At 71.4% G+C, this 25,643-nt stretch carries 17 protein-coding genes; 12 read left to right on the top strand and 5 right to left on the bottom strand.

The window, feature by feature from the left end; genetic code table 11:
- From ACFQ91_RS03155 to ACFQ91_RS03105, 11 genes are all read left to right on the top strand, one after another.
- Nucleotides 1–2,565: a helix-turn-helix transcriptional regulator gene (locus ACFQ91_RS03155; protein ID WP_198499850.1), complete on the top strand. Its 2,565-nt coding sequence runs from the start codon at nucleotides 1–3 to the stop codon at nucleotides 2,563–2,565.
- 253 nt (nucleotides 2,566–2,818) lie between these two features.
- A complete protein-coding gene (locus ACFQ91_RS03150) occupies nucleotides 2,819–5,452 on the top strand; it encodes a LuxR family transcriptional regulator (protein WP_198499849.1) in 2,634 nt (877 codons plus the stop codon).
- Between the two features lie 241 nt (nucleotides 5,453–5,693).
- A complete protein-coding gene (locus ACFQ91_RS03145) occupies nucleotides 5,694–7,736 on the top strand; it encodes a nucleoside-diphosphate sugar epimerase/dehydratase (protein WP_198499848.1) in 2,043 nt (680 codons plus the stop codon).
- Complete coding sequence (locus ACFQ91_RS03140; protein WP_198499847.1) at nucleotides 7,733–8,932, top strand: GNAT family N-acetyltransferase; 1,200 nt, start codon at nucleotides 7,733–7,735, stop codon at nucleotides 8,930–8,932. The genes ACFQ91_RS03145 and ACFQ91_RS03140 overlap by 4 nt, the downstream gene beginning before the upstream one ends.
- 1 nt (nucleotide 8,933) lies before the next feature.
- Nucleotides 8,934–9,971 (top strand): sugar transferase, encoded by a 1,038-nt coding sequence (locus tag ACFQ91_RS03135; protein WP_198499846.1) that lies wholly within the window; start codon nucleotides 8,934–8,936, stop codon nucleotides 9,969–9,971.
- Nucleotides 9,968–11,152 carry a DegT/DnrJ/EryC1/StrS aminotransferase family protein gene (locus ACFQ91_RS03130; protein WP_198499845.1) on the top strand — a complete coding sequence of 395 codons (1,185 nt, stop codon included), beginning with the start codon at nucleotides 9,968–9,970 and terminating at the stop codon, nucleotides 11,150–11,152. The genes ACFQ91_RS03135 and ACFQ91_RS03130 overlap by 4 nt, the downstream gene beginning before the upstream one ends.
- A 136-nt stretch (nucleotides 11,153–11,288) precedes the next feature.
- Nucleotides 11,289–12,884, top strand: a complete 1,596-nt coding sequence (locus tag ACFQ91_RS03125) for a polysaccharide biosynthesis tyrosine autokinase (RefSeq protein ID WP_198499844.1) — start codon at nucleotides 11,289–11,291, stop codon at nucleotides 12,882–12,884.
- Nucleotides 12,881–13,963 (top strand): glycosyltransferase, encoded by a 1,083-nt coding sequence (locus ACFQ91_RS03120; protein WP_198499843.1) that lies wholly within the window; start codon nucleotides 12,881–12,883, stop codon nucleotides 13,961–13,963. Before ACFQ91_RS03125 ends, ACFQ91_RS03120 begins: the two co-directional genes overlap by 4 nt.
- The gene (locus ACFQ91_RS03115) at nucleotides 13,960–14,976 is read left to right on the top strand and encodes a glycosyltransferase family A protein (RefSeq protein WP_198499842.1); all 1,017 of its coding nucleotides are present in this window, start codon (nucleotides 13,960–13,962) and stop codon (nucleotides 14,974–14,976) included. The genes ACFQ91_RS03120 and ACFQ91_RS03115 overlap by 4 nt, the downstream gene beginning before the upstream one ends.
- Nucleotides 14,973–15,575, top strand: a complete 603-nt coding sequence (locus ACFQ91_RS03110) for a low molecular weight phosphatase family protein (RefSeq protein ID WP_198499841.1) — start codon at nucleotides 14,973–14,975, stop codon at nucleotides 15,573–15,575. The genes ACFQ91_RS03115 and ACFQ91_RS03110 overlap by 4 nt, the downstream gene beginning before the upstream one ends.
- Before the next feature lie 3 nt (nucleotides 15,576–15,578).
- Complete coding sequence (locus tag ACFQ91_RS03105) at nucleotides 15,579–16,673, top strand: EpsG family protein (RefSeq protein WP_198499840.1); 1,095 nt, start codon at nucleotides 15,579–15,581, stop codon at nucleotides 16,671–16,673.
- A gap of 3 nt (nucleotides 16,674–16,676) precedes the next feature.
- Here ACFQ91_RS03105 and ACFQ91_RS03100 read toward each other — a convergent pair whose 3' ends face one another.
- The gene (locus ACFQ91_RS03100; RefSeq protein WP_198499839.1) at nucleotides 16,677–17,963 is read right to left on the bottom strand and encodes a lipopolysaccharide biosynthesis protein; all 1,287 of its coding nucleotides are present in this window, start codon (nucleotides 17,961–17,963) and stop codon (nucleotides 16,677–16,679) included.
- 45 nt (nucleotides 17,964–18,008) lie between these two features.
- The gene (locus ACFQ91_RS03095; RefSeq protein ID WP_376870316.1) at nucleotides 18,009–19,247 is read right to left on the bottom strand and encodes a lipid II:glycine glycyltransferase FemX; all 1,239 of its coding nucleotides are present in this window, start codon (nucleotides 19,245–19,247) and stop codon (nucleotides 18,009–18,011) included.
- A gap of 207 nt (nucleotides 19,248–19,454) precedes the next feature.
- Here ACFQ91_RS03095 and ACFQ91_RS03090 point away from each other — a divergent pair, with 207 nt between their 5' ends.
- A complete protein-coding gene (locus tag ACFQ91_RS03090) occupies nucleotides 19,455–21,767 on the top strand; it encodes a helix-turn-helix transcriptional regulator (protein WP_198499837.1) in 2,313 nt (770 codons plus the stop codon).
- 101 nt (nucleotides 21,768–21,868) lie between these two features.
- Here ACFQ91_RS03090 and ACFQ91_RS03085 read toward each other — a convergent pair whose 3' ends face one another.
- The 3 genes from ACFQ91_RS03085 to ACFQ91_RS03075 all read right to left on the bottom strand — a co-directional run bounded on the left by ACFQ91_RS03085 (nucleotide 21,869) and on the right by ACFQ91_RS03075 (nucleotide 25,367).
- Nucleotides 21,869–23,620, bottom strand: coding sequence for an ABC transporter permease (locus ACFQ91_RS03085; protein ID WP_232623738.1), 1,752 nt, complete (start codon nucleotides 23,618–23,620; stop codon nucleotides 21,869–21,871).
- Nucleotides 23,620–24,492, bottom strand: coding sequence for an ABC transporter ATP-binding protein (locus ACFQ91_RS03080; RefSeq protein WP_232623871.1), 873 nt, complete (start codon nucleotides 24,490–24,492; stop codon nucleotides 23,620–23,622). Before ACFQ91_RS03080 ends, ACFQ91_RS03085 begins: the two co-directional genes overlap by 1 nt.
- Before the next feature lie 74 nt (nucleotides 24,493–24,566).
- Nucleotides 24,567–25,367 (bottom strand): TetR/AcrR family transcriptional regulator, encoded by an 801-nt coding sequence (locus ACFQ91_RS03075; protein WP_198499835.1) that lies wholly within the window; start codon nucleotides 25,365–25,367, stop codon nucleotides 24,567–24,569.
- Nucleotides 25,368–25,643: the final 276 nt, after the last annotated feature.

Genomic DNA, 25,643 nt, shown 5'->3' with positions numbered 1-25,643 from the left:
GTGAGCGACGTCGTCGACACTGCGATCTTCGGCCGTGATCGCGCACTCGCCGAGATCGACGCCGCCCTGCGCGGCACTGAGGTCTCCGGGGTCGTCATCGAGGGCGAGCACGGAATGGGCAAGTCCCGGATCGCGGCGCGGGTGCACGCCGACCGCGGCGGGCAGGAGACCTGGATCCGCGGTGACCGGGTGCTCGAGGCGGTACCGTTCGGGGCCTTCGGGCTCCTCGTCGACCTCGACGGCGAACCCGAGACGATCCTCGCCCGCGTCGTCGCAGCGCTGACGGAGGGTCCCGGCACTCCCGTCGTCTTCGCCGACGACGCCCACTGCCTCGACGAGAGCAGCCTCTCGGCACTGTGGCAGCTCGCCAGCGACGGGGAGATCAAGGTCGTCGCGACGATGACCCCGACCGTCGACGGCCGGACCGGGTCGTTCGGCGAACTCGTCGCCGACGGGGTCGTCCACCACATCCTCCTCGAACCGCTCACCCTCGACGATGTCTCCGCGATGCTCGAGCACCACCTCGGCGGGATCGTCTCCCACGGCGCCCTCGACGTCGCCGCCTTCCAGTCCTCGGGAGTCCCGGGCCTCATCATCGAACTGCTCCGCTACGCCCGCCGGCGCCGCCGTCTGGTCCTCCAGCGCGGTGTGTGGCTGCTCGACGGTCTTGACATCGACTACGATCAGCGGGCCCGCGACCTCGTCAGCAGCGATCTCTCCCGGTACACCGACGAGCAGCGCGAAGCGCTCGAACTCGTCGTCCTCGCCGGTGAGGTCGAGGTCGAGCTCATGCTCGCCGCGGGACTCGGGGAAGCCGCCGACTCGCTCGTCGCCGCCGGTGTCCTCGACCTCGGCGGTCGCGGCCGACCGATCTACACGTGCATCGAGAGCTACTCGACGGAGACCGTGCGGAACACGGTCCCCGTGGGACGCAGCCGGCAGATGTTCGCCCTCGTCGAATCCCACCCCGGCACCCCGTCGAAGCGGGCGCGGATGCTGCGGGCGGATTGGGCGCTCAGCTGCGGGGCGAAGGTCTCGGTCGCCGATTCCGTCGAGGCCGCCCGCGTCGCCGCCGGCATGGGGGAGTGGCAGCGGGCGCTGCGGATCCTCGCCGAGGTGCCCTCCGAGGTCATGGACGCCCCCGCGCTCTTCGACCTCGGCACCCTCTACTGCGACGTCAACCTCATCCCCGTCGGCTGCGACGTCCTCGCCCAGGCGATCCGGAAGACCGACGATCCGTTCCTCGTCGTCGAAGCCTTCGTCGTCTGGGTGCTCCGGGACGTCGAGCGCATCTCTCCGCCGCTGTCGGGGGCCGACTTCGTCGCCGCCCTCGATCGGATCCAGGCCGAGGCCGCCGCCGCGGGGCGCCTCGACGACGCCGTCGACGCCATCGACCTCGCCCGCGCGACCCTCGAGCGGGTCAGCGAGAGCTCGTGGGAGGGTCTGCCCGGCGACGACGGCTCGGTGCTCACCTGGCTCGGCGCCGAAGGCATCCCCGAGACCCTGCGGGTGGCGATCACCATGGTCGTCGCCGCCAAGGAGCTCGAACGCGGCCACGGGAACGTCGTCGGCGACCTCCTCGACCGGATCGAGGGCGTCTCGGAGAACATCGGCTCGGGCACGATCATCCTCGACCTCGCGCGCTCGTGGGCCCACCTGCAGAGCGGGGACCGGGAGGCTGCCGCCGCCGTGCTCGCCGTGCCCCGCAGCACCGACCTCGCGTATCGGGCGGCGGGCAGCGGGGCGCGCGACCTCATCGTCACCCGGCTCCACGCCGAGGCGGGACGCTGGGACCGGGCGTTCCGCCGGGCCTGCGCCGCCGCCGAGGCGATCGAGTACTGGCAGCAGTACGAGTTCGCCGCGCTCGCCCTCGCCCAGGCCCAGTACGCCGCGATGATGGTCGGCAACGCCGAGGCCGCCGATGACTTCGACGCCCGCTACCTCGACCTGCCGCCGGGTGCCGCCTACGTCGAGTCCCGTCGCGCGCAGATCCTCCGGCTCGTCGTCCGCGCCAAGCTCACCGGCCGGCAGCGGTATCGCGAGGAGCTCGATGCGGCGCTGCTCGCCGTCGAGGAGCGCGGGGCGCTCGCGGCCGCCGCCTGTGCGCGGATCGAGATCTTCGTCCACTTCGGGGACTACGACGCCGAGGCGATGTGCCGTCTGGCCGCGTCCCTCGACGGCGGTGATCGCGACGGACACCTCCTCGGCGAGCTCGGTGCCGCCCTCTGCGCCGAGGACGCCGAGGCGCTCGTCGCCTTCGCCCAGCGGCTGTCGCCGGAGCTGCCCGCGCTCGTCGACCGCTGCCTCACCCTCGCCGAGTCCTGGGCGGAGAGCCCGCCGCCCCACCGCCACCGCGTGCACGACGTCGAGCTGACGAGTCGCGAGCAGCAGATCTCCCGCCTCATCATCGCGGGCCTGACGAACGCCGAGATCGCCGACGAGCTCGGGGTCGCCGTGCGCACCGTCGAAGGTCACACCTACCGGCTGTACCGCAAGCTCGACATCACCTCCCGGTCCGAGGTCGCCGAGGCGATCACACGACTGCGCAATGACGCTCCCGCGTGAGCGGCCGCCGTCGACGAACCGCTGACCGGTGTGGTGAAATCCCAGTTCAGCGCGCATGCCGACCGACGACGAGCGAGTAGGGGAGAACGACAGGCACGTGATTCGAGTAGTCGTCGAAGGTCACGCAATCGACATCGCACGATGACCGAGTAGTGACTGCCCGTGCGCGTGCGCCCCGAGTCGAGTAATGACCGAAGAACATCCCGTAATGACCACCTAGTGACCGATCTCGCAGGTCACGAGGATGGACCTCATGCACATCCCCACAATCCCCACCCCAGATCCCGACCAACTCCAGACCCTGCTCGATCGCCATACGGCCGCGGCCGTCGTCGGTCGCGTCGGCCTCGGCAAGACCGGACTCCTCAGAGCCCTCGAAGCGCGCTGGGAGGGCCCGGTCTACCGCGTGCACTACAACCGCGCCGAGGCCGGCACCGACTACTCCGGCATCGACGTCCTGCTCGCGTCCCTCGGCGCCCCGAGCATCGAGGACGCGGCCGCCGTCCCCGAAGCGGTGCTGGGCGCGCTGCGGGCGGCCGAGCTGCCCGACGACGGCCTCATCGTCATCCTCGGCGCCGACAAGATGGACCGCCCCTCCCAGGACGTGCTCGGACAGTGGCTGCGCCGCTCGCAGTCCGGGCGGACCCGGATGGTCATCTCCGTCAACGCCCTGCCCACCGACAGTCCGCTGGCACCTCTGCCCACCGTCGAGCTGCGCGAGCTCGACCACGGCGAACTCGTCGCGCTCGCCCAGGAGGAGTGCGGCGGCGGACTCTCCGAGGCGGCGGCCCACGTCGCCGCTGCGGCGTCGTCCGGGCTGCCGCTGGCGCTGCGCCACATCCTCGACGCGATGAATCGCCGTGAGCGCCTCGGCGAACTCCCGCTGACGATCCCGCCGCGCCCGGGCACGCAGGCCGACGCGCTCGTGCGCGACATCATCGGGACCCCCGACGCTGACACGCAGAGCCTGCTCAGGCTGCTGGCACTGGCTCCGTCGACGCCCTGCGGCCCGCTCGCGGCACGGGTCGACGGCTTCTGGGAGATCGTCGACGACCTCGAGATGCGCGACCTCGTCGAGCGACGCGACGCGCACCTGCGACTGACCAACGGCCTCGTGCGGGCGTGGACCCACCAGACGATGAGCGCGACCGAGCGGATCGCCGGCCACGTCCGGCTCGCCGAGGACTGCGCGGGCGTCGATCCGCGGCTGGCCCATTGGCATGCGTCCTTCTCGCGGCCGACGGAGGACTCGGCGCCGACCCTCATCGCCGACGCGCGTCTCCTCATCCGCGAGGGGATGACCGCCGACGGCATCGAATTCGTCGAACGCGCGATCCGCGTGAGCACCGATGACGAAGCCCTCGCCGCCGACCTCCTCGCCGTCGCCCGCGATCTCTACGACCGCGGCGAGTTCGTCTTCGCCTCCCGTTTCGGGCACCTCGCGGCGCGATCCCGGCAGCCCTCGCTCGCCGTGCGGGCGCGGACCCTCGACGTCGAGATCACGTTCACCCGACGCCAGACGCTTCCGCCCCATCTCGTCAACAGCTGGTCGAAGCAGGAGCTCCTCGATGCCCCGGCCGACGTCGCCCGGCTCCAGCTCCTCCTCAGCATCGGCCGCTGCGATCGCGGCGAGTACGCCGAGGCCGAGGAGCTGCTCACCGCCGCCCGCGACGCCGGCGACCACCTCGGCGACGCCGAGTCCCAGCTGCTCGACGCCGCGACGATCAGGCTCGAGGCCGCCCGCGGTCGGGACGAGACGGCGCTGCGGTGCTTCACCGCTCTGCGGACCGGTGAGATCGAGGAGTGCGAGCCCCATTTCGTCCTCGCGGTCGCCACGGGCCTCATGCTCACCGAGCACTACGAGTCCGCGCAGGCCGCGCTCGCCCTGCTGCGCGGGGAGGTCGACGGGGCGACGATCTGGCGCACGCGGGCGCTGGGGCTGCAGGCGGAGATCGCCCTGCGCGCCGGAAGCCTGCGGGCGGCCAGCGAGCTCATCGACGACATCGGCCACGCGCCCGCCGGCGCGGGCCAGGTCAGACCCGACCGGATCCTGCAGCTGCGCTGCTGGCAGCTGCTCATGCGCGGTGAGGCCTGCGCCGCCGAACCCGTTGAGGCTGAGCTCGCGGCACTCGCGACGACGACGGACAACCGACGCCTCCTCGCCGAACTCAACGCCCTCCAGGGCAGCTGCCTGCTGCGTCTGGGCTACCCGGCCGAGGCCGTCCGCCATCTGCGGCGCTGCGACGAGCTTTCCGCCCATGAGCTCAACCCGAACGTGCGGCGCCACGAAGCCGACCTCATCGAGGCGCTCATCGAGATCGGACGGCGCGAACACGCCGGGATGCTCGTCGCGCAGCTGCGCCGCCGCGTCGACCGCTGCCCCTCACGCTGGGCCGCACACGCGCTGCGTCGCTGCGAGGCGCTGCTCGCCACCGGAGAGAAGAGCCTCGAGCTCTTCACGCTCGCCCTGGGGGCGTTCCGGTCCGAGGACTCGCTCTATGAGAAGGCGCTCACCCAGCTAGCCTTCAGCCGGCGGCTGAGCGGGATCGGCGCCCAGGCTCGCGCCCGGGAGCAGCTGAGCGTCGCCTCGGCGACCTTCCTCGAACTCGGGGCCGACGGCCTGGCCCGGCATCACACGGCACCGCCCGCCCCGGTCGAGACCGCCGCGCCCGAGCTGCCGCAGCTGCGCGAGCTCAGCGACGAGGAGCTCAAGGTCGTCGAACTCGTGCGGGCGGGGCTGAAGAACAAGGAGATCGCCCGGCGGGTCTTCGTGTCCCTGCGCACCGTCGAGCTGCGCCTCACCGCCGCGTACCGGAAGCTCGGAGTCGGGTCCCGCACCGAGCTGATCTCCCGCCTGGCCGGCAACCCGAGCCTCGCGGTCGTCTGAGTCTCGTCTGCCGGTGCGCCCGGTGTGGCGGCAGTCCGCACACTGATCGCGGATGACCGCAGATCACCGGCGCACACGGGTCTGACACCCCCGCTTCGGAAATAGCTTGGGAAGCAATCGCGAATCGCCCGGCGCTGCCGTTCCCCCTCAGCGGTCAGGTCACTGCCGTCCCCTCGGCGGCCCGGGCGTCTGCAGAACCGAGAACGGCGCTGCCGGTCTCACTGAAGCATTGGAGATCGCAATGACAGCATCGGCACAACCGGAGGCCGAACCAGGAACCGCAGGCAGCCGGTCGTCACGACTGGCGCTGGCGGTCTGGGAGCGCCGGGCGCGCCTCCAGATCGTGCTCGACGCCGCCGCGTGGGTCCTCGCCGCGGGCCTCACCTGGTTCGTCCTCGGATTCGGCTGGATCGACGGGTGGACGATCGGACTCGTGCTCGCCGTCGCCCTCGCACTCCAGCTGCTCGGGGGCCTGAGCCTCGGCCTCTACCGCAGCCGCTACCACTACGGCAGCTTCTCCGAATACGGAGGTCTCGTCCTCCTCAGCCTCGCCGTCACCGTGGTCCTGCTGCTCGTCACCGCGGGTGACTCCCCGTTCGTCCTGCTCCTCGTCTTCTCCGCCCTCATCCTCATGTCGGGCAGCCGGTACGTCATCCGCTACATCCACCAGATGACGACGCGGCCCACCCAGGGCGAGCGGGTCCTCGTCGTCGGTGCCGGAGACGCCGCCGACTCCCTCATCCGCCAGATGCTCTCGGATCCGGCGGGCGCCTACCTGCCCGTCGGACTCATCGACGACGATCCGCGCAAGCGGCACCTGAGCATCCAGGGCGTGCGCGTGCGCGGCACGAGCGAGGACATCGCCGAGGTGGTCGAAGCGCTCAACGTCGCCGGAGTCATCGTCGCGATCGCCGATTCCGATGCGCAGTTCCTGCAGGCCTGCCGCAGCAGCCTGCAGATGACCGGGCGCTGGCTGCGGACGATCCCGCCGCTGGCCGAACTCGTCGACCGCCGGGTCGAGATCGCCGACATCCGCGACCTCAGGGTCGAAGACCTCATCGGCCGCAGTCCCATCCACACCGATCTCACGGAGATCGCCGCGACCATCGCCGGCAGCCGCGTCCTCGTCACCGGGGCCGGCGGGTCGATCGGCAGCGAACTGTGCCGCCAGCTCTCAGCGCTCGGACCGGAGTCCCTCATCCTCCTCGACCGGGACGAGTCCGCCCTCCACGGCGTCGAGCTCACCCTCTTCGGCTCCGCCCTGCTGACCTCGCCGAACACGGTGCTCGCCGATATCCGCGACCCCGAAGCGCTCGAGCGGATCTTCGCGGCCACGCGACCGCAGATCGTCTTCCACGCCGCAGCGCTCAAACACCTGCCGATGCTCCAGCGGTTCCCCGAAGAGGCGTGGAAGACCAATGTCCACGGCACGCTCAACGTCCTCGAGGCCGCAGCCGCTGCCGGCGTCGACACGTTCGTCAACATCTCCACCGACAAGGCGGCGGCGCCGACGAGCGAACTGGGCCGCAGCAAGCGCATCGCCGAACAGCTCGTCAGCGGCTTCGCCTCGCGCTCGCCGGGCACCTATCTCTCGGTGAGGTTCGGCAACGTGCTCGGCTCCCGCGGTTCGGTGCTGCTGTCGTTCCAGGAGCAGATCCGGCGCGGCGGTCCGGTCACGGTCACCGATCCCGAGGTCCGGCGCTTCTTCATGACGATCCCCGAGGCCTGCCAGCTCGTGCTCGAAGCCGCGGCGATCGGGCAGGACGGCAACGTCATGGTCCTCGACATGGGAGAGCCCGTGCGCATCGACGACATCGCGCGCAGCCTCGTCGCGATGTCGGACCGGCAGATGGAGATCATCTACACGGGCCTGCGCGAGGGCGAGAAGCTCGACGAGGAGCTCTTCGGCGTCGATGAGGGCACCGTGATGCGCATCCACGAGAAGATCAGCCGGGTCGAGGCGCCGGAGCTCGATCCGCGCGTGCTGCCGAGCCGGTCGGCCTCCCGCGAGGTCATCGACCTCTTCTGCACGCAGATCTGCACCCCGGAGGCACCTGCCCGGAAGCGGGCGGTCCCGTCTCCGTCGTCCGAGGTCAGGGCCGTGACCGAGGCAGCCGCCGAGGTCGTGCGCGCCGAGGCTGCGCGACCCGACCCCGTCGACGCCGACACCACCCCCGCCGAGCCGGCGGCGGCGCGCCAGCAGCGCGTCGCCGAGGCGGCGGCCGCCTCCGGACTGACCATCGCCCGTCTGCGCAAGCATGTGAAATCAGAGGTGTCAGCATGAGTGAACAGTGGCAGGTCTGGGACGCCGAGGTGCCCGCCGACCGCGACGCGTGGATCGCCCTGTGGGCGGCGTCGGACGAACGCCAGCCCTTCGCCCACCCGGATGTGTGCTCCCTCCTGCGTCCGGCCGAGGGTCGGCTCATGGCGGTCGCCCTGTCCCACGGCGGCGGACACGTCCTCTACCCGTTCTTCCTCCGCGAGATCAGCGGCAGCGACGGCTGGCGGGACATCGTCTCCCCCTACGGCTACGGCGGACCGATGCACTGGGGGCTCACCGACGTCGAAGCGACTGCGGAGGTGTTCTGGCACCGCTTCGATGCGTGGGCGCTGGAGCACTCCGTGGTCAGCGAGTTCTCCCGCCTGTCCCTCTTCGGGGAGACGCTGCTGCCGTACCGGGGCGCGACCCGCAAGCGTCAGAACAACTACGTGCGGGACCTCAGCGTCTCCGTCGAGGAGCTCGGCTGGGAGGTCGCACCGAAGGTGCGCAGCAATGTCCGCCGCGCCCGGCGCGAGGGCGTGACCATCGTCATCGACACCGACGGGGAGTTCGTCGACGACTTCGTCCGGATCTACACCGAGACGATGCAGCGCCGCGACAGCGCGGACTGGTACCGCTTCGAACGCCCCTTCTTCGAAGGCCTCCACGCGGCGCTCGCCGGCCAGTTCGCCTATGTCTACGCCGAGCTCGACGGGCGGCTCGTCTCCGCCGACCTCCTCCTCTTCGGCACCGACACCGGCTACTACTTCCTCGGCGGCACCGAGGCGGCCGCGTTCCGCGCGCGCCCCAACGACCTCGTGAAGATGGAATCGATGACCTGGCTCAAGGCCCGGGGGTGCCGCAGCTATGTGCTCGGCGGCGGCGTCACCGCCGCACCCGATGACAGCCTCGACCGGTACAAGCGGGGGTTCGCCCCGCACGGCCGCGTCGACTACCTCACCGGGGAGCGCATCATCTCCGCCCCGGCCTACGACGCACTCCTCGCCGCGCACCGGCAGCGGCTGGCCGCGCGCGGTCTCGACTTCGACGAGAGCAGCGACTTCTTCCCGGCCTACCGCCGCGGCGCCGAACTCCTGACACCGGAGGCCGCCGAGCCCGCGCCGTCAGCCGGCGGGTCGCCGTCGACCGGCGGGTCGGCACCGGCCGCACTGTCAGAGGAGTCGACACCTGCCCGGCAGGCAGAGCCGGCGAGGTCCTGAGATGCCCTACTCCCGCATCAAACGTGCGTTCGACTGCCTCGGGGCAGGACTCGGACTGCTCGTGTGCGCTCCGCTCCTGCTGCTCACCGCCGGCCTCGTCCTCGCCTTCCACGGTGCTCCGGTGATCTTCGCGCAGGAGCGGGTGACCCAGGGCGGGCGGATCTTCCGGCTGCGGAAGTTCCGGAGCATGCGACCGCTCGACCCCGCGCGCGGCTGGACGAGCGATGCCACGCGGCTCACCGCCTTCGGCCGCCTCCTGCGGGCGACGAGCATCGACGAGCTGCCGAGCCTGTGGAACGTCCTCGTCGGCGACATGAGCCTCATCGGCCCGCGTCCCCTGACGACCGACTACCTCGCGCTCTACACCCCCGAGCAGTCCCGTCGTCACGCAGTGCGCGGCGGCCTGAGCGGACTGGCCCAGGTCAGCGGCCGCAACGCGCTGTCGTGGGACGAGCGCTTCGACCTCGACCTCGAGTACGTGAAGACCATGAGCCTGCGCACGGATCTGCGCATCCTCGCCCGGACCGTGGGCACGGTCGTCCGGCGCACCGGGGTCAGCCACCCGGGTGCGGCGACGACGTTCAGCTACGGCGGCAGTCTGCGCTCCGACCTCATCGAGTTCGAGCAGATCGCCCGCACCCGCGACCTCACGCAGTGGATGGCGAGGACCCGTGCGGGTCAGCGGGTGGGGCTGTGCGAGATGGTCAGCCTCGGCGAATCGGCCCGGCTGATCCGGTTCCTGCCGCACCCGGTCGATGCCGCCTTCGCCCCCGACGAGCACGAGGTGCTCACCCGCGAGGTCCTTCGGCTGCTGCTCAACCGGGCGCGCGGCACCGATGCGGACTTCGCCTTCTGCCCCGTCGCCACGGCCGGCGCGGCGGCGGATCTCTACCTCTCGTACGGCTTCCGCCCGGTCACCGAGGCGCCGCCGCTGACCGCCCTGCCCCAGCCGGCCGCGGTCGCCGCCGGAGGAGAGCTCCTCTGCTGCGCACTCTGGCCCGAGACCGCACCGAACCCCGACCTGAGGATGGCGTCATGACGATCTCGAACGCCCAGCCGACCACCTCGGCGACACCGACCGAGCTCGAGCCGATCCCGGTGTCGACTCCCGACGTCGGAGCGCTCGAGGAGGAGTACCTCATCCGCGCGTTCCGCTCCGGATGGATCGCCCCGACGGGCCCCGACCTCACCGCGTTCGAAGCCGAACTCGCCGCGCGGGTCGGCGTGCGGCACGCCGTCGGTCTCGCCTCGGGAACCGCCGCCCTCCACCTCGGTCTCCTCGGTCTCGGCGTCGGCGCCGGTGACACCGTGGTGACGTCGACGATGACCTTCGCGGCGACCGCGAACGCGATCATCTACTGCGGGGCCGAACCCGTCTTCGTCGACTGCACCGCTGACGGCAACATGGATCCCGGGCTCCTCCACGAGGCGCTGCGTGCGGGGGCGCGGGCCGGACGCCTGCCGGCTGCCGTCGTCCCCGTCGACCTGCTCGGGCGGCCCGCCGACTACGATCGGATCCTGCCGATCGCCGCCGAGTTCGGGGTGCCGGTGCTCGTCGACGCCGCGGAATCCCTGGGCTCGCACTGCGGCGGCCGGGCCACCGCGAGCATGGGACACGCGGCAGCGGTGTCCTTCAACGGCAACAAGATCATGACGACCTCGGGCGGCGGGGTGCTGCTCACCGACGACTCCGACCTCGCCGCCCGCGCGGCCTACCTCTCGACACAGGCCCGGCGACCGGTGGCCCACTACGAGCACACTGACATCGGCTTCAACTACCGCCTGAGCAATCTGCTCGCGGCGCTCGGCCGGGCTCAGCTTCTCCGCCTCGACTCGATGATCGCGGCCCGCCGGGCGAACCGGGCCCGCTACTGCGAGCTCTTCGGGGACTGGGCCGGTGTCGAGCTCTTCGGTCGCGAGAACCCCCACGCGGACAATGCGTGGCTGAGCGCGGTGCTCGTCGACCCCGAGACGGCGGGCTTCACCGCCGGTGAGCTTGGCGAGTGGCTGGCCGCGCACAGCATCGAGACGCGACCGCTGTGGAAGCCGATGCACCTCCAGCCCGTCCACCGCGGGCGCACGATGCACGGCGGGCGGATGTCCGAGTCGCTCTTCGCGACCGGGCTGACGCTGCCGAGCGGGTCGGCGCTGAGCAGCGCACAGCTCGACCGGGTGCTCACCGCCATCACGGCGTTCCGATGCGGAGGGCCGCACCGGTGATGCGGGCGCCCGTACCCCGGAGCACGGGGCATATCAGACCACTCAGGCACCCCCATAGCCTGGGACCAGGACGAACACCTCGTCGACGAGCGGCGGCGCCGATCGCCCGCACTCGCCCACCGGAGCGGAACGAGCCATGAAACTCAAAGAATATCTGCGCCTCATCCGGCGCAACGTCGCCCTCCTCGTCATCGCCACCGTGCTCGGCGGCGCCGCAGGATTCGGGATCTGGGCGCTGCTGCCGACGACGTACTCCTCGCGCACGGAGCTCTTCGCCTCGGTGTCGACCTCGGGCGATCCCTACCAGCTGCAGATGGCCTCGAGCTTCATGCAGGAGCGGATCCAGACCTACGTCGACATGGCGAGCAGCCGGCCCGTGCTCGAACCCGTCATCGACCGCCTCAACCTCGACGAGACGCCGGAGGAGCTGGCCGGACAGGTCAACTCGTACAGCGACCCGCGCACGGTGCTCATCACCGTCGAAGCCGCGGCGGCCACCCCCGACGAGGCCGCGCAGCTCTCCGACGCCATCGCCGGCAGCCTCGTCACGGTCATCGGCGAGATGGAGAACTCGGGCAGCGCCGACACCGGGCAGATCGAACTCAAGGTCGCCAACCCCGCCGTGCCGGCGACGGTGCCGGACGGTCTGCCGCTGTGGATGTGCATCGGCCTCGGACTGCCCGTCGGACTGGCGATCGGACTCGGAATCGCCCTGCTGCGCTCGAACCTCGACAGCCGGCTGCGGACGAAGGAGGACGTCGAGGCGATCACCTCGGCGACGGTGCTCGCCTCGATCCCCACGGACCCGAAGATCACCGACCAGCCGCTGCTCACCCAGATGGGACTCGACAACGTCCGCGGCGAGGCCTACCGCCGGCTTCGGACGAACCTCGGCTTCGCCCAGGTCGACGACACGAACTCGGCGATCCTCATCACCTCGGCGGGAGCGCAGGAGGGCAAGTCGACGACGAGCATCAATCTCGCGATCGCGCTCGCCCAGGCCGGCAGCCGGGTCGCCCTCGTCGACGTCGATCTCCGGCAGCCGACGGTCGCGGAGAAGCTCGGCCTCGAGAACTCCGTGGGACTGACGACCGCCCTCGTCGGGTCCGCCGACCTCTCCGAGCTCATGCAGCCCTGGGGGCAGGACGAGCTCTACGTCCTCACCGCCGGGATGATGCCGCCGAATCCCACCGAACTGCTCGACTCGCGAGCGATGGGAACACTCATCAAGCGCCTGACCGGGGAGTTCGACATCGTCATCCTCGACGGGCCGCCGCTGCTGCCGGTCGCCGACAGCCTCGTGCTGTCGAAGCAGGTCGGTCGGGTCCTCCTCGTCGCCAGCGTCGGGCAGGTGCGCACGAACGACCTCCAGGAGGCGGTGCGCAGCCTCGACGTCCTCGATGTTCCCGTCGACGTCGTCCTCAACCGCGTGCCGCGCACCTCGGCGGAGACCAACGGCTACTACCAGTGCTACTCGAGCCGGGCGCAGAAGCAGACCGCGGGGCCGGGTCCCGAGATCCCCTCCGACGTGCCCCCGTCCGATGTGCCGCGGACCTGGCCGGGCAGCACCGAGGACGCCTGGTCCGGTCGCGGCAGCGAACAGACCGCCGAGGCGGCGAGCCCGACCTGGACGACGAGCGACGACGCCACCGCAGGACGTCACCTGCGCCCGCGGAGGCTGGCCCGCACCGGAGCGCAGACGCGGCGGGAGAGCATGGGACGACTGCCATGAGGATCGGCCTGCTCGCCAGCGTCGGGCACATGATCGATTCGTTCTTCCCCGAGATCATCGCATCGTGGACGGCTGCGGGGCACGCGGTGTCGACCGCGGCCGGGACCCCGACCGCCGACGGTCACGGCGTCGTCATCGCCGGCCTCGGCCGACGCCCGGGGCCGGGCATGATCGCGGCCCGGGCCGGGCTGCGGTCCTGGGTCCGGGACGCCGGGATCGACGTCGTCGTCACGAACTCCGCAACGGCGTCGGGGCTCGTGCGCTCCGCCTCGCTCGACGTTCCCGTCGTCTACTTCTGCCACGGACTGCACTGGAACACCGGCGCCCGGCCGGCCGACCGGATGTGGCAGACCGTGGAGCGCTCGCTGCTGCGACGCACGAGCGGGATCATCACCATCAACTCCGACGACCATGCGTGGTTCGCGCCCCACGTGGAGGCCGACCGGCTGCTCCGTCTCGAGACCGGGGTCGGACTCGACCTCGAGCGCTACGCTGCGGCACCGGCGCTCCCGGTGGCCGGGAACCGGCTCGAGCTCGTCTGGATCGGCGAGTTCAGCCCCCGCAAACGGCCCGACCTCGCCGTCGACGTCGTCGCCGGTCTCCGGGCGGCGGGAGTCGACGTCCGCCTGCGGATGCTCGGCGACGGTCCGCTGCGAGCCCGGATCACCGACCGGGTGCGCCGCCTCGACCTCGCCGATGCCGTCACCGCCCATGGGTTCGGCACGGTCGTCGACGCCCTGAGCGGCAGTCACGGTCTCCTCCACACGGCGGCGTGGGAGGGTCTGCCGCGGGTGATGCTCGAAGCCGTCGCCGTGGGGCGGCGCTCGTACGCCTTCGACGTCAAAGGCGTGCGCGACATCCCCGAGGCCCGACTCGTGACCGATCGCGACAGTGCGGCCCTCGTCACCGCGATCGCCGAGGACTGGTCGACAGGGAGGATGACGGCACCCCTGGCCTACGACCGCTCCCGCCTCGACTCGGCGGAGACCGCGGAGTCGGTGAGGGTCTTCCTCGAGACGCTCGTCGACCGCACGTCCCGGCCTGCGTCGAGCACTGCGGTCGGTCGGGGAGAGCGATGAGCGGCACCGAGGTCCTCGTCTCCGTCATCGTCCCCGTCTGCAACGGCGAGGCGCACCTGCAGGCGACGCTCGACTCGGTGCTCGCCCAGCGCCACCGAGCCCTCGAACTCATCGTCGTCGACGACGGCTCGACCGATGCCACGCCCGCGCTCCTCGCCGACCTCGCCGCGGCGGACACCAGGGTCCGCACCCTCCGCCAGCCGAATCGCGGTGTCTCCGCCGCCCGGAACCGCGGCCTCGATGCCGCGCACGGCGAGTGGATCCTCTTCCTCGACGCCGACGACCTGCTCATCGACCCGCTGCTCCTCACGGCGCTCGTCCGGGCCGGCGGGGACGACGCGGACATCGTCGGCTTCGCCTCCACCGACGACCCGGGTGCCATCGGCAGCGTCGGAGGCGATGGCGACCGGCGGCTGCAGGCGGCGCTCGCCGAGGCGGTCGATGTCGTCCTCGACCACCGGGAGATCGCGACGATGATCGCCGCCGAGACCGCGAACGCGGTGTGGGACAAGGCCTACCGGCGCACCCTGATCGACGCGGGGGGCACCCGCTTCCTCGAGGGGATCCGGATGGGTGAGGACCTCCTCTTCAATCTCGACTGCATCTCCCGCGCTCAGGTGGTGCGGACGGTGCCGATCCGCGGTCACTTCTATCGGCGGGGCGGGACCGCCTCGGCGACCGGACGCTACCTCCCCGACAAGTTCACGGATCTCACGATCGTCGGGACGCGGCTCGCGGACTGGGCGCAGAGCACGGGATCGCCAGAACTCGCCGCGGCCGTCGACTTCATCAGGGCGAAGAACGTCTTCTCCTGCGTGCGCGACCTCCACCGCCCCGACTGCGACGTGCCCAGGGAGCAGCGGCTGGAACGGGCGAGGGAGTACCGGATCGAGGTGCCCTCGGTGCGGATGGACGGTCTCGGACCGGGGCGGCGGGTGCTCGGCTCCGCCTACAACCTCCTCGGGTACCGTTCGCTCTTCCGCCTCACCGGTCTCGTCGGAGGCCGCCGATGAACGGGGGATGGGACGTCGACCTGGGGCCCTTTGCCATCCTCGTCGTGTGCACCGGAAACGTCTGCCGGTCCCCGCTCGCCGAACGGGTGCTCCAGGACGGGCTCGATGAGCTGGCGCCCATGCAGTTCGCGGTCTCCAGTGCCGGGACGCAGGGACTCCCCGACGACACGGTGACCCCGGAGATCGCCCAGATCGCCGGACGCTACGGGCTCACCTTCGACGGATTCGCCTCGCGGCGGCTCGAACCCGGCCACATCCGCACCGCCGACCTCGTCCTCACGATGGAGCGGGCACAGCGCGCTGCCGTCGTGCAGATGCTCCCGGCGGCCCTCAAGCGCACGTTCACGCTGCGCGAGTTCGCCCGCATCCTGCCCCTCGTGCCGCCCGAGAACGGCTCGTCGCCGACGGAGCGGTGGCAGTCGCTCGCGGCGCTGGCCCAGCGGTACCGTCACGCCGCTCCCGGCGACGGCGGCAACGATGACGTCGTCGACCCGATCGGCGGCACCGACGAGGTCCACCAGACGATGCTCGATGAGATGATGCCGGCGATCCGGACGCTTCTCAAATGGGAGCAGCAGTTCGACCGAATCGAGGCGTGAGGGATGTTCCTCGTCTCGTGGTTCGTGCTCGCCACCCTGTGGATCGTCGGCTTCTGCGTCGTCGGGGAGACCTCGAAGTTCCGGCACTGGAGCAACGCGCTGTTCCCGATCCTCTCGCTCGTGACGATCACGGTGCTGGCCGCCTCGGCGGCGAACTACGACGTCGTCGACAAGAACCGCTACGCCCTCGAGTTCGAGTCGATGAGCTTCGCGTCGCCGGACGAGATCTTCGCCGACACCGTCGCCGACGGCAGGGAGCCAGCGTACCTGCTGTTCAACTGGATCGTCGGTCTCTTCACCCATGATGCCCGCGTCTACTTCGTCGTCGCGGCGGCCTTCTGCGGGATCATGCTCGCCGCGACCCTGTGGCTCGTCCTCGGCTCCGGGTGGCAGACGGCCGTCGTGCTCTACGTGACCTTCTGCTTCGGCTTCTTCATGGACTATTCGAGCTTCCTGCTCCGGCAGGGGCTGTCGATCTCGTTCCTCTTCCTCGCCCTGGCCCTCGTGCTGCGCGGCGCCAGGGTCGTGTGGATCGTCCTCCTCGTCGGGGTCGGTCTCCTCTTCCACTGGTCGGCCATTCCCGCGGCGCTCATCATCGTCCTCATCCGGCTCATCCGCATGCGCACCGACATCCTCCTCGGCGTGTGGGTGATCCTCTCCGCCGCCTACTTCACGGGCATGAACGAGCGCCTGGCCGGGCCGCTCGGCGCGAGCGTCGAGCAGGTCGACGTCTACTCCGATCCCGCACTGGCCGCGGAGTACACCGGCGGCACGAACCGTCCGAGCTTCTGGCTCTTCAGCGCGGGCCCGCTGGCCGTGTCCTATGTCGCCTTCAAGAAGCTCACGGTGCTGCCAGAGTGGTATCCGAAGCTGCTCAACGCCTTCATCCTCCTCAACGGGTACTTCCTGCTCATGGGATTCGTCTTCTTCAGCGACCGCCTCGCCGCGTACTCGTGGTCGCTCGTGCCCGCCGTCGTGTCGATCCCCTTCCTCGCCTACCGCGGGACGGCCGCCCCCGTCGTCCGACTCGGCCTGCTCGTCGCGTTCACCCTGTGGGCCGTGTACTTCGGGTCGTTCGACGTCCTCGTCGACCGGTGACCCTCAGCGGCTGCCGCCCTGGCTCGGCACCGGGTCCGCGACTGGGTCGAGGCGGCGGGCAGGGCGCGCGGGCCGCCACGCGAGGACCAGCTCACCGGCATAGCGGCCGACCGAACCGCACAGCAGCGCGAGGCACCCGGCTTCCACCGCCGGCATTCCGGCGGCTCCGGCGATCCCGCCGCTGAGCAGTGCGACGGCGACCGAGAACGCACCGACGAACGTCGTCGCCCAGTACCGGTTGAGCACGAGCAGCGTCGCCGACAGCAGGTACGTGGGCACGGTGATGACCGCGGCGAGGGCGAGCATGCCGATCGCCGGTGCTGACAGAGCGAACGCCTCACCGTAGACGGCGACGAGCAGGGGACTGCCGAGGACGAGGGCGACGATGATGAGAGGACTGAGCGCGGCCATGATGATCCCGCCCCGCACCAGGGACGTCCGCAGCAGGGGCGGTGCCGCGGGGTCCTCGTGGAGACGGCGGTAGACGGGCAGCATCACGGTCTCGACGGACGCTCCGACGAGGTTCGCGAAGACGACGAGATACGCCGCCGAGGCGTACCGTCCGACGTCGTCGGCGGCCCCGAAGAGCGCGACGACGCCGAGCGGGGCGTAGGACGTCAGCGAGTAGATCCCCTGCATGAGCGACAGCGGCAGTCCCGCGGTGAGGAGGGTGCGCACCTCGGTGCCGGTGGAAGTGGCGTCCGCCGGCGGGCCGAAGTCCGCGGCGCGTTCGGGGGCCGGGGCGCGCTGCCCGAGGACGGCGGTGACGACGGCGACGAGCAGCGCGGTTCCGGCAACACCCCACAGGGCACTGACCACGGACCCCGTGACAGCCATGACGAGTGTGACGGTGACGGCGGTGACGACGGCGCTGCCGATGAGGATGAGCCCGAAGGCCCGGAGTCGTTCGGCCCTCTGCAGGCGGGCGAAGAAGAGGTCGGCGATCGTGTCGCACAGTTTGATGACGAGCACGGCGGCCGCCATCGGCCAGGAGAGTTCGGAGACGACGAGTCCGAGCACGAGGAGGCCGATCCCGGCGGCCAGGGCGGCGCTGCAGATCCGCACACCGAGGTAGACGCCCCAGCGCACCCGTGCCTGCAGGGTGAGATAGAGGTTGCGCAGGCCCAGCTGGGAGAGGATGAACACCGGCGTGAGGGCGGCGATGAGAGTCGAATACTGGCCGACCGCGGCGGGTCCGTCCTGGCGGGCGAAGAGCCACACGAGGTACCACTGCGCGGCGGCCGTCGCGATGTTGCCGACAGTCACGAACAGCAGCGAGGCTTTCGGCATATCGGGTGTCCTGTCGGTGGAAGGCGGAGGCGGTGCATACCCCGCTTATCGGGATGCTACTGGCGATGCCCGCCTCTCGGTCTCGCTCCGGAGCGGCTTTGCGGGACTCCGCAGTGCGCGTGCGGTCGTCAGTGCGCGTGCGGTCGTCGGCCGGAGCGCCCGCAGGCGGGCGCGCAGCGGCAGCACCGTCGTGAAGGCGCGGTAGACGGCGGACCGCAGCGGCAGGTCCCATGCGCCGATGTACTCGTGGGCATCGGCGCCCATCTCCGCCTTGAAGCGGATGAGACCGGACGCGTGGTCCCCGGCGTCGAGGGTGTCCTCGACCCCGCCGAGGTCGAGAAGCTCCGCGCCGCTGGCCACGGCCCGGCGGATGATCGCCCAGTACACCGCGTTCGACCCTCGGGCCTCCGGGCGCACCGCACTCGTCGCGGCGAGGACCCCCTGCACCCGGCCGCCGATCCGCGCGGTGGCGTTCGCCGCGACCGCGTCCCCGTCGTGACGGGCGATATGGAGGGCGAACTCCCCGGGGAAGGCCTCGCCCATCGTCTCCCAGATCGCCTCGAAATACTCGCGCGGCTGCGGCTCGAAGCCGTTGCGCTCGGCCGTCTCGACGAAGAGACGATGGACCTCGCCGAGGTCCTCGCGACCTCCCGGACGGACCTCCACCTCGGCGCGCGCGGCCTTGCGGGTGTTCTTCCGCCACGTCTTCGACATCTTCTTCAGCGCCGTCTCCTCGGTGCCGTCGTCGAAGCGCAGGTGGAAGTTCAGCCGCGGCTGACTCGCCTCGGTGTCGGGGTCGCCGACGATCGGCCGCCACCCGCGCCGGGCCAGCAGCTCGGTCACCTCCACGGCCGGCGCGTCGACGGCATCGGGCGGGAGGTCGGAGAAGCGGCGGACCGCGGCATCGGCGAGGCCCGCGCGCACGGTCGCCGAATCCCACCGCCGCAGGGTGAGCGGGGGAGTGATGCGCACACCGAAGACGCGGCGGGCGCGCAGGTGGGTCGTGAGCGCGGAGAGCTGCTCGTCGACCTCCGGGGAGGCCCAGTCGATGAGCGGGCCCTGGGGGATGTAGGCGAACCGCAGGCGACTGCCGGGCATCCGCCGGTACCTGATGACCGCCGCCGCGACCGGCTCGTGGCCGCCGGCGAACCAGCCCACGGGCTCATGCTCCCAGTCGGTGCTGCGGGCGCGACTCCATTCGGGGGTCTGCTGATAGCTGGCGTCCCCCGTGCGGTCGAGGAATCTCCAGTAGTCATCTGTCGCGATCGTGCGAACCGTGTGCATGATCCTCAAGCGTAGGGAGGCCCGCTGCCCGACTCCATGGCTCCCGCGGACTCTTTCGCCGACCCGCACAACACTGACGGCTTCCCGCAGGCCGGCCGCTCGACGGCGGCCTCGGGCGGGCGCGTCCCCCAGACTGGTTCCACAGCAGCGGTTCCGCCCACGGTGGGAGCTCCCCGCTGGCGACGCAGATCGAGGAGAGGCTGCGAGATGTTCATCGATCAAATCAGCGCGGTGGTTCCCCGCCGAGGTGGAGGTCTGGAGAAGATGGTCCCCGGTACCGACCCCGCCGAGGCCGGCGGCCCGGCCGGCGGGCCCGCGCCGACGGGCCGGGCGGCCGAGATCGCCGGCTTCGCCCGCGAGCTCGGTCTCGAGTCTGACGAGTTCGCGGCCGAGCTGTTCGCCGCGAGCGCCGGGTGCCTCGCGCTCGGGCGGATCGCGGCCGCTGCCGCCGCCCGCGTCGACCACTCCGTCGATCCCACCTCCCGCAGCTTCGCCGACTACGTCGCCGCCCAGGCGCCGCCGCTCGACCTCGGCCTCTCCGCCGAGGACCTCTGGGTCGCGACGGTGCTGTCCCACCTCGGCGCGTTCACCGAACGGACAGCGCTCTTCGCGCTCGCCTCCGTGCCCCCGCCGGCCGACTTGGGGTCCGGTCCCCCTGACCCCGAGGGCGTGCTCATGCGCCTGCGCATGTCGGGTGTCGTCGCCGATGCCGGAACCGACGGCGGCCGGCGACTCCTGCGGGTGCCCGCCCTCCTCGCGGCGAGCCTGCGCCGCAGTGCGGCCGCCGCGGACAGCGGGAGCGAGACGGCCGGCCTCCTCACCCATCTCGTCCCCGCTCTCGTCGACCATCTCGAGACCGCCGAGGCGATCGATGCGCAGGTGCTCGCCGACGTCCTCGACCTCGCCCGCCGCGCCCGGCACTGGGACGTGCTCGTCCGGCTCGCCGATTCCGTCGGACTGCCGATGTTCCTACTCGCCCCGCAGGCCGCCTGCGCCGCCTACGGCGGACTCCCGCCCGAGGCGATGACGGTCGAACCCGACCTCGCCCTCATGGCCCGCATCGCCGAGGACATCATCGACCTCCTCGGCGGAGACTTCGACCAGGCGCGACTGCAGGAGGCGCTCATCGGGGAGACGCGGACCGGCCGACTCCGCGAGCTCTGCTTCCTCGCCGTCCCCGATACCGCCGCGCCGCCCCAGCCCCAGGCGATCGCCACCGAGGTGGGGCCGGGGTCCGTGCTGCGGGACATGTCGGCCCTCGTCGCCGCCGGACGCCACAGCGAGGCCGCCGACCTCGGCCTGTCGGCGCGCATCCGGCCCGGCGCGAAACGCGCCCAGCTGACCATCCGCCTCGTGGCCGCGATCTGCGCCTTCCACGACGGGGACGTCGCCCGCGCCCGGGCGATCCTCCACGACGTCGAGGTCCAGGCCGCCCCGCGCCACGTCGACGGCGACTACCTCGTGCCCGCCGCCGTCGCCTGGTCGGCGCTGGCCTCAGCGGTCGCCGGGGACCACGAGCGCACCGACGCGCTGCTGGCGCGACTGGCCCGGACGGCGCCGCGGCCGACCCTCGTCGACGACGTCGTGCGCTCGCCGTGGCGCATCGCCACGGCCCTGCGCGCCCTCGACCGCCTCGACCTCGACCTCGCCGCGGACTGCCTCGCCGACGTCGACCGGGCACCGGACGGGATGGGCCTGCGGATCTGGATCCCCGTCATCGGTCGGCGCCTGGCCGTGCTCGCCGCCCGCACCCCAGCCGACCTCATCATCGCCAACGACGACGTCGCCCACGACGACCTCGACGACCGCGCCGCCACGCTGCCCCGGCTCAGCCGCGACCTCGTGTCCGGCAGTCGCAGCGCCGTCTTCACCGCGCTCGGTCAGCTGCGGTGGGCCGAGGTCGAACTCGAGCAGATGTCGCCGGACTCCGCCGCCCGCGTCGTCGGCAGCGTGCGCGTCGAACTCGTCGCCGGGCGCAGCGAATCCGCGATCGCCCAGGTCGAGGCGTGGTTCTACCACCCGATGCTCACCCCCACCGGGCGAGCCGAGCTCGCCGCGATCCGCGCGGCGGCGCAGGCTCGGCTGGGCCGCGACGCCGAGGCGCGCGACGAGTTCCGCACGGCCCTCGGGCTCACCGCGCTCGTCAGCTCCCTGCTGCCGTTGGCCTGGCTGCCCCGGACCGACCGCGCCCGACTCCTCGACCTCAGCGCCGGCGACCCGGCGTGGGAGCCGGTGTTCCGAGCGTTCGCCGACACCGGGCGCGCCCAGCTCCTCACGCGGCTGCGCGAGGTCGGTGCCGTGTCGGTGTCCGAGGTGTCGATGCCGCAGCTGAGCAAGGCCGAAGCCCACCTGCTCGATCTCCTCGCCACCGACCGCTCGATCGCCCAGATCTCCGCGGAGCTCCACCAGGTGCCGGGGACGGTGAAGAACCGGCTCTCGGCCCTCTACCGCAAGTTCGGCGTCTCCGGCCGCGCCGAGGCGATCACCCGGGCTGGGGCGCTCGGCTTCCTCCCGCCGTGACCGCCGCGCGCGCCGCGGTCGCGCACCAAGGTCGCGCGGAGACAGCCCGCCGAGGCGGGACGTCGTCAGGCTGTGACGACGTCCCGCCTCGGCGAGGGGAATCATGCGGTGATGAGGTTGCGGCGGCGGAAGCCCAGCGCACCGATGAGGGTGAGGACGACACCTCCCGCGGTCAGCCACGCGATCGCCGCCGGTTCGAGGTCGACCGACGGGTACTGCCCGATGTGGACGAACACGGACAGGTCGAGGATCGCCTCGTCGAGCTGGAGCATCGTGCCGAAGAACGCGAGGACCGCGGAGGCGGCGAAGACGATCCACCCGATGCCCATGGCCCGCGGGACGATGCCGTAGGTCAGGAAGGCGATGCCGAGCAGCGCCCAGATCGCCGGGGTCTGCGCGAGGTGGCCGACGAAGGTGGGACCGAGCAGATCCCAGTCGCCGGTCGAGGCCGCGGCCCCGAAGCCCTCGCCGAAGCCGCCGAGCGCCATGAGCAGGAGCGCGCCGAGAAACGACACGCTCGCCCACGCGAGCATCCAGCCCGGCCGGCTGACCCCGGTGGCGAGCACGGGCTCGGTGCGGAACCCCTGCTCCTCGGCCCGCAGGCCGCCGGCGGAGATGAGCGCGAAGACGGCGACGATGATCGCGAAGTAGAGGCCCATGAACCCGAGGTAGCCGTCGACGATGCCGTCGGCTCCGCCCATGATTGCCAGGATCTCCGGCGGCATGCCGTCCGCGCCGTCGGCCATCGCCGAGGTGAACGAGCCGAAGACGACGCCCATGATGAGGACGCCGAGCGACCACCAGAGCAGGCTCGAGCGCTGGAGGCGCAGGGCGAGGGCGAACGGGGAGGACAGGGCCGCCGAGGCGGTCGGGCGACCGAGTCGATCGGGCAGGATGCCTGCGGCGAGGTCGCGCTGCGACTGGAGGACGAGGGCGACCGGGACGAGGACGAAGAGCAGGCCGACGCCGAGCAGCAGCGGCCACCAGCGGTCGAGCGTGAACGGCGCCGTCTGCTGCGCCCAGCCCAGCGGGGACAGCCACGACAGCCAGTCGAGGTCCCCGCCCTGGACGGCGGACATGTCGCCGAGCCCGCGGACGATGAAGAACACCGCGAGGATCGCCCCGGCGATGCCCGAGCAGGCGCGTGCGAACGCGGAGAGCTGCGCGGTCACCGCGGCGACCCCGGCGAACACCCAGCCGACCGCGCCGATGCTCGCCCCGAAGAGCAGGGCGGAGGAGAACGGGCGGGGTGCGGCCTCGGAGTAGAAGAATGCGAGCGTCGTGCCGAGGGCGACGAGGACGTTCATCCCCAGCGTGAGGACAAGCGCGGCGATGAGCTGCGTGTGGCGTCCGGTGACGTCGGCGCGGACGAGTTCGGCCCGGCCGGTCTGCTCCTCGCTGCGGGTGTGGCGGGAGATCGTGAGGATCGACATGAGCGCGGCCCCGAGCATGAGGAAGACGCCGTACATCCCGACGATGAAGCGGGGCACGGTGATGTCGTCGAAGCCGTAACCGGGTCCCGTGATGAGGCCCATGACGGGGTTCTTCGCGAAGACCGTCATCGCCTCGAGCGAGCTGCCGTCGAGGACGAGGGCGATCGCGTTCGAGAAGTACGCGGCCATCGCCGAGAGGCCGAGCACCCACAGCGGCAGGCGCCAGCGGTCACGGCGGAGCATGAAGCGCAACAGGGTGCCGAGCCCGGTGAGATTCGTGCCCCGCTCGGCCCGGTGGGCCGGGTGGTCCCGGTGTCCCTCTGCTGCCGCATGCCTGCCGTGGGTGCCGGGAGGCGCCGAGGTGAGCAGGCGGGTGTCGCCGTCGCGGGTCCGGGCCGTTGTCGCCGTGTGCGTGTTCATCACCGGTTCTCCGATCCGTAGTGGCGCAGCAGGAGCTGTTCGAGGGTGGGCGGCGTGGCCGTCAGCGACCGGATGTCGTGGTCGCCCAGGGCCCGCATGATCCCCGGCAGCTGCGCGGTGTCGGCGCTGAAGTGCAGCTGCGGTCCTTCGCGGACGAGGTCGTGGACCCCGGTCATCGTCGTGAGCTCGGGGATGTCCTTTTCGACCTGGACGGTCACCGTCGTCCGTGAGAGGTGGCGCAGGTCGGCGAGCGCCCCGGTCTCGACGATCCTGCCGGCGCGGATGATCGAGACCCGATCGGCGAGCGCTTCGACCTGCGCGAGGATGTGGCTCGAGAGCAGCACCGTGCGCCCCTGGTCCTTCGCCTCGCGGATGCACTCCTGGAAGACGGCTTCCATGAGCGGATCGAGCCCGGCCGTCGGCTCGTCGAGGAGGAGCAGCTCGACGTTCGAGGCGAGTGCGGAGATGAGCGCGACCTTCTGCCGGTTGCCCTTCGAGTACGTCCGTCCCTTCTTCCGCGGGTCTAGGTCGAAGCGCTCGATGAGCTCGTCGCGCTTGGCCGTGTCGACCCCGCCGCGCAGCCGGGAGAACAGGTCGATCGCCTCGCCTCCGGTCAGCCCCGGCCACAGTTCGACGTCGCCGGGAACGTAGGCGAGCCGCCGGTGCAGGGACACCGCATGCGACCACGGATTGTCGCCGAGGAGGCTGATCCGTCCCGCATCCGAGCGCAGGATCCCCAGGAGGATCCGGATCGTCGTCGACTTGCCCGCGCCGTTGGGTCCGAGGAAGCCGTGGACCTCCCCGCGGGCGACGGAGAGGGTGAGCCCGTCGAGGGCGCGGACGCGACCGTAGGTCTTGACGACGTCGGTCATCTCGATGGCCGCCGAGGCGGTCGAGGTCGTGGTCTCGTGTGCAGTGCTCGTGTCTACGGTGCTCGTGTCAGCGGTCATGATGCGTCATCTCCCTGGGTGCGTGATGAAGTGGTGCTGGTATGGGGTGGGGCCTCAGGTGGCGTGTCGTCGGTCGGTGGGGCGGTGCCGGTCGGTGGGGCGGTGCCCGGCGGGGTTTCCGGTGCCCCGTCGTGCGCCGCGTCGGTGCCTGCCTGTGCGGTGCCCGGTGGGGCGGGACTCTGCTCCGGCGCCGAGGCGAGCACCCCGTTCCAGTAGAGGTCGAGCAGGTGCGGGGCGAGCCGCGTCATCGTCGAGGCGACGTCCGCGGTGCCGAGGTTCGCCTCGAGGCGCCGGCTGAGCATCGCCGGGGCCAGAGCCATGACGGCGAGCATCGCGGCCTGCCCGCGGGTGTCCTCGCTCTGCCGGAATTCGTAGCCGGCGAAGCCCTCGACGATGTAGGACTCGACGAGGTCGACGTAGTGGTCGAAGTACCGCTGCCCGTGCTCACTCGGATCGAGCAGCGACTTGAGCAGGTAGTCGACGGCCGTCGACATCGCCGGATCGTCGAACATCATCTGCACGGCCATGACCGCGTACCCGGCGTTCTCGACCTTCTTCTCGGTGATGAGATCGAAGACGTGGTCGTCGCACGCGGTGCGCAGTCCCTCCTTCGACCCGAAATGGTGGATGACGAGGCCCGGGGAGACGCCGGCGGCGGCGGCGATGCCGCGCACGGTCGCCTTCGCGAAGCCGTGGGCGGCGAACTCGCCGACCGCGGCGTCGAGGATCCTCTCAGCCGTCTCGGGTGAGGAGTTGGGGGAGCGGGAGGGCTCGTCCCGCGGAGTGGTTGAACGCATGTTTAATATTAAACGCGTGTTCAATCGAGGCGTCAACAGGGTGACGGTGAATTTTTCTGCAGCGCGGTGAGCCCGGCGGTCGGGTCCGCCTCCGGAGAGGGGCGTCGGCGGGCCGCTGTCGACGGGCTGCGCCTGGTCGCCGGGCAGCCGCGCCGCCCTCCGCGAGGTGGATCCGGCTCGATGATTCCGCTGAAATCGAGCCGGATCCACCTCGGGGGCATCGTTTGCGGGGTGATCGAGCGATGCGGTGCGCGCACACCCCTTGACGTACAACCG

It is taken from the genome of Brevibacterium sp. NPDC056726 (assembly GCF_042790515.1).
GTDB classification, from domain to species: Bacteria; Actinomycetota; Actinomycetes; order Actinomycetales; family Brevibacteriaceae; genus Brevibacterium; species Brevibacterium sanguinis.
The sequence above is the reverse complement of the archived record's forward strand: the minus strand, read 5'-3'. Positions and strand labels throughout refer to the sequence as shown.

What these genes read in the sequence shown, in the direction of transcription:
- ACFQ91_RS03080 (WP_232623871.1), bottom strand. Translation starts at nt 24,492, where the DNA reads ATGACCGACGTCGTCAAGACCTACGGTCGCGTCCGCGCCCTCGACGGG.
- ACFQ91_RS03125 (WP_198499844.1), top strand. Translation starts at nt 11,289, where the DNA reads ATGAAACTCAAAGAATATCTGCGCCTCATCCGGCGCAACGTCGCCCTC.
- ACFQ91_RS03075 (WP_198499835.1), bottom strand. Translation starts at nt 25,367, where the DNA reads ATGCGTTCAACCACTCCGCGGGACGAGCCCTCCCGCTCCCCCAACTCC.
- ACFQ91_RS03105 (WP_198499840.1), top strand. Translation starts at nt 15,579, where the DNA reads ATGTTCCTCGTCTCGTGGTTCGTGCTCGCCACCCTGTGGATCGTCGGC.
- ACFQ91_RS03135 (WP_198499846.1), top strand. Translation starts at nt 8,934, where the DNA reads ATGCCCTACTCCCGCATCAAACGTGCGTTCGACTGCCTCGGGGCAGGA.
- ACFQ91_RS03150 (WP_198499849.1), top strand. Translation starts at nt 2,819, where the DNA reads ATGCACATCCCCACAATCCCCACCCCAGATCCCGACCAACTCCAGACC.
- ACFQ91_RS03085 (WP_232623738.1), bottom strand. Translation starts at nt 23,620, where the DNA reads ATGAACACGCACACGGCGACAACGGCCCGGACCCGCGACGGCGACACC.
- ACFQ91_RS03100 (WP_198499839.1), bottom strand. Translation starts at nt 17,963, where the DNA reads ATGCCGAAAGCCTCGCTGCTGTTCGTGACTGTCGGCAACATCGCGACG.
- ACFQ91_RS03110 (WP_198499841.1), top strand. Translation starts at nt 14,973, where the DNA reads ATGAACGGGGGATGGGACGTCGACCTGGGGCCCTTTGCCATCCTCGTC.
- ACFQ91_RS03140 (WP_198499847.1), top strand. Translation starts at nt 7,733, where the DNA reads ATGAGTGAACAGTGGCAGGTCTGGGACGCCGAGGTGCCCGCCGACCGC.
- ACFQ91_RS03090 (WP_198499837.1), top strand. Translation starts at nt 19,455, where the DNA reads ATGTTCATCGATCAAATCAGCGCGGTGGTTCCCCGCCGAGGTGGAGGT.
- ACFQ91_RS03145 (WP_198499848.1), top strand. Translation starts at nt 5,694, where the DNA reads ATGACAGCATCGGCACAACCGGAGGCCGAACCAGGAACCGCAGGCAGC.
- ACFQ91_RS03130 (WP_198499845.1), top strand. Translation starts at nt 9,968, where the DNA reads ATGACGATCTCGAACGCCCAGCCGACCACCTCGGCGACACCGACCGAG.
- ACFQ91_RS03115 (WP_198499842.1), top strand. Translation starts at nt 13,960, where the DNA reads ATGAGCGGCACCGAGGTCCTCGTCTCCGTCATCGTCCCCGTCTGCAAC.
- ACFQ91_RS03120 (WP_198499843.1), top strand. Translation starts at nt 12,881, where the DNA reads ATGAGGATCGGCCTGCTCGCCAGCGTCGGGCACATGATCGATTCGTTC.
- ACFQ91_RS03095 (WP_376870316.1), bottom strand. Translation starts at nt 19,247, where the DNA reads ATGCACACGGTTCGCACGATCGCGACAGATGACTACTGGAGATTCCTC.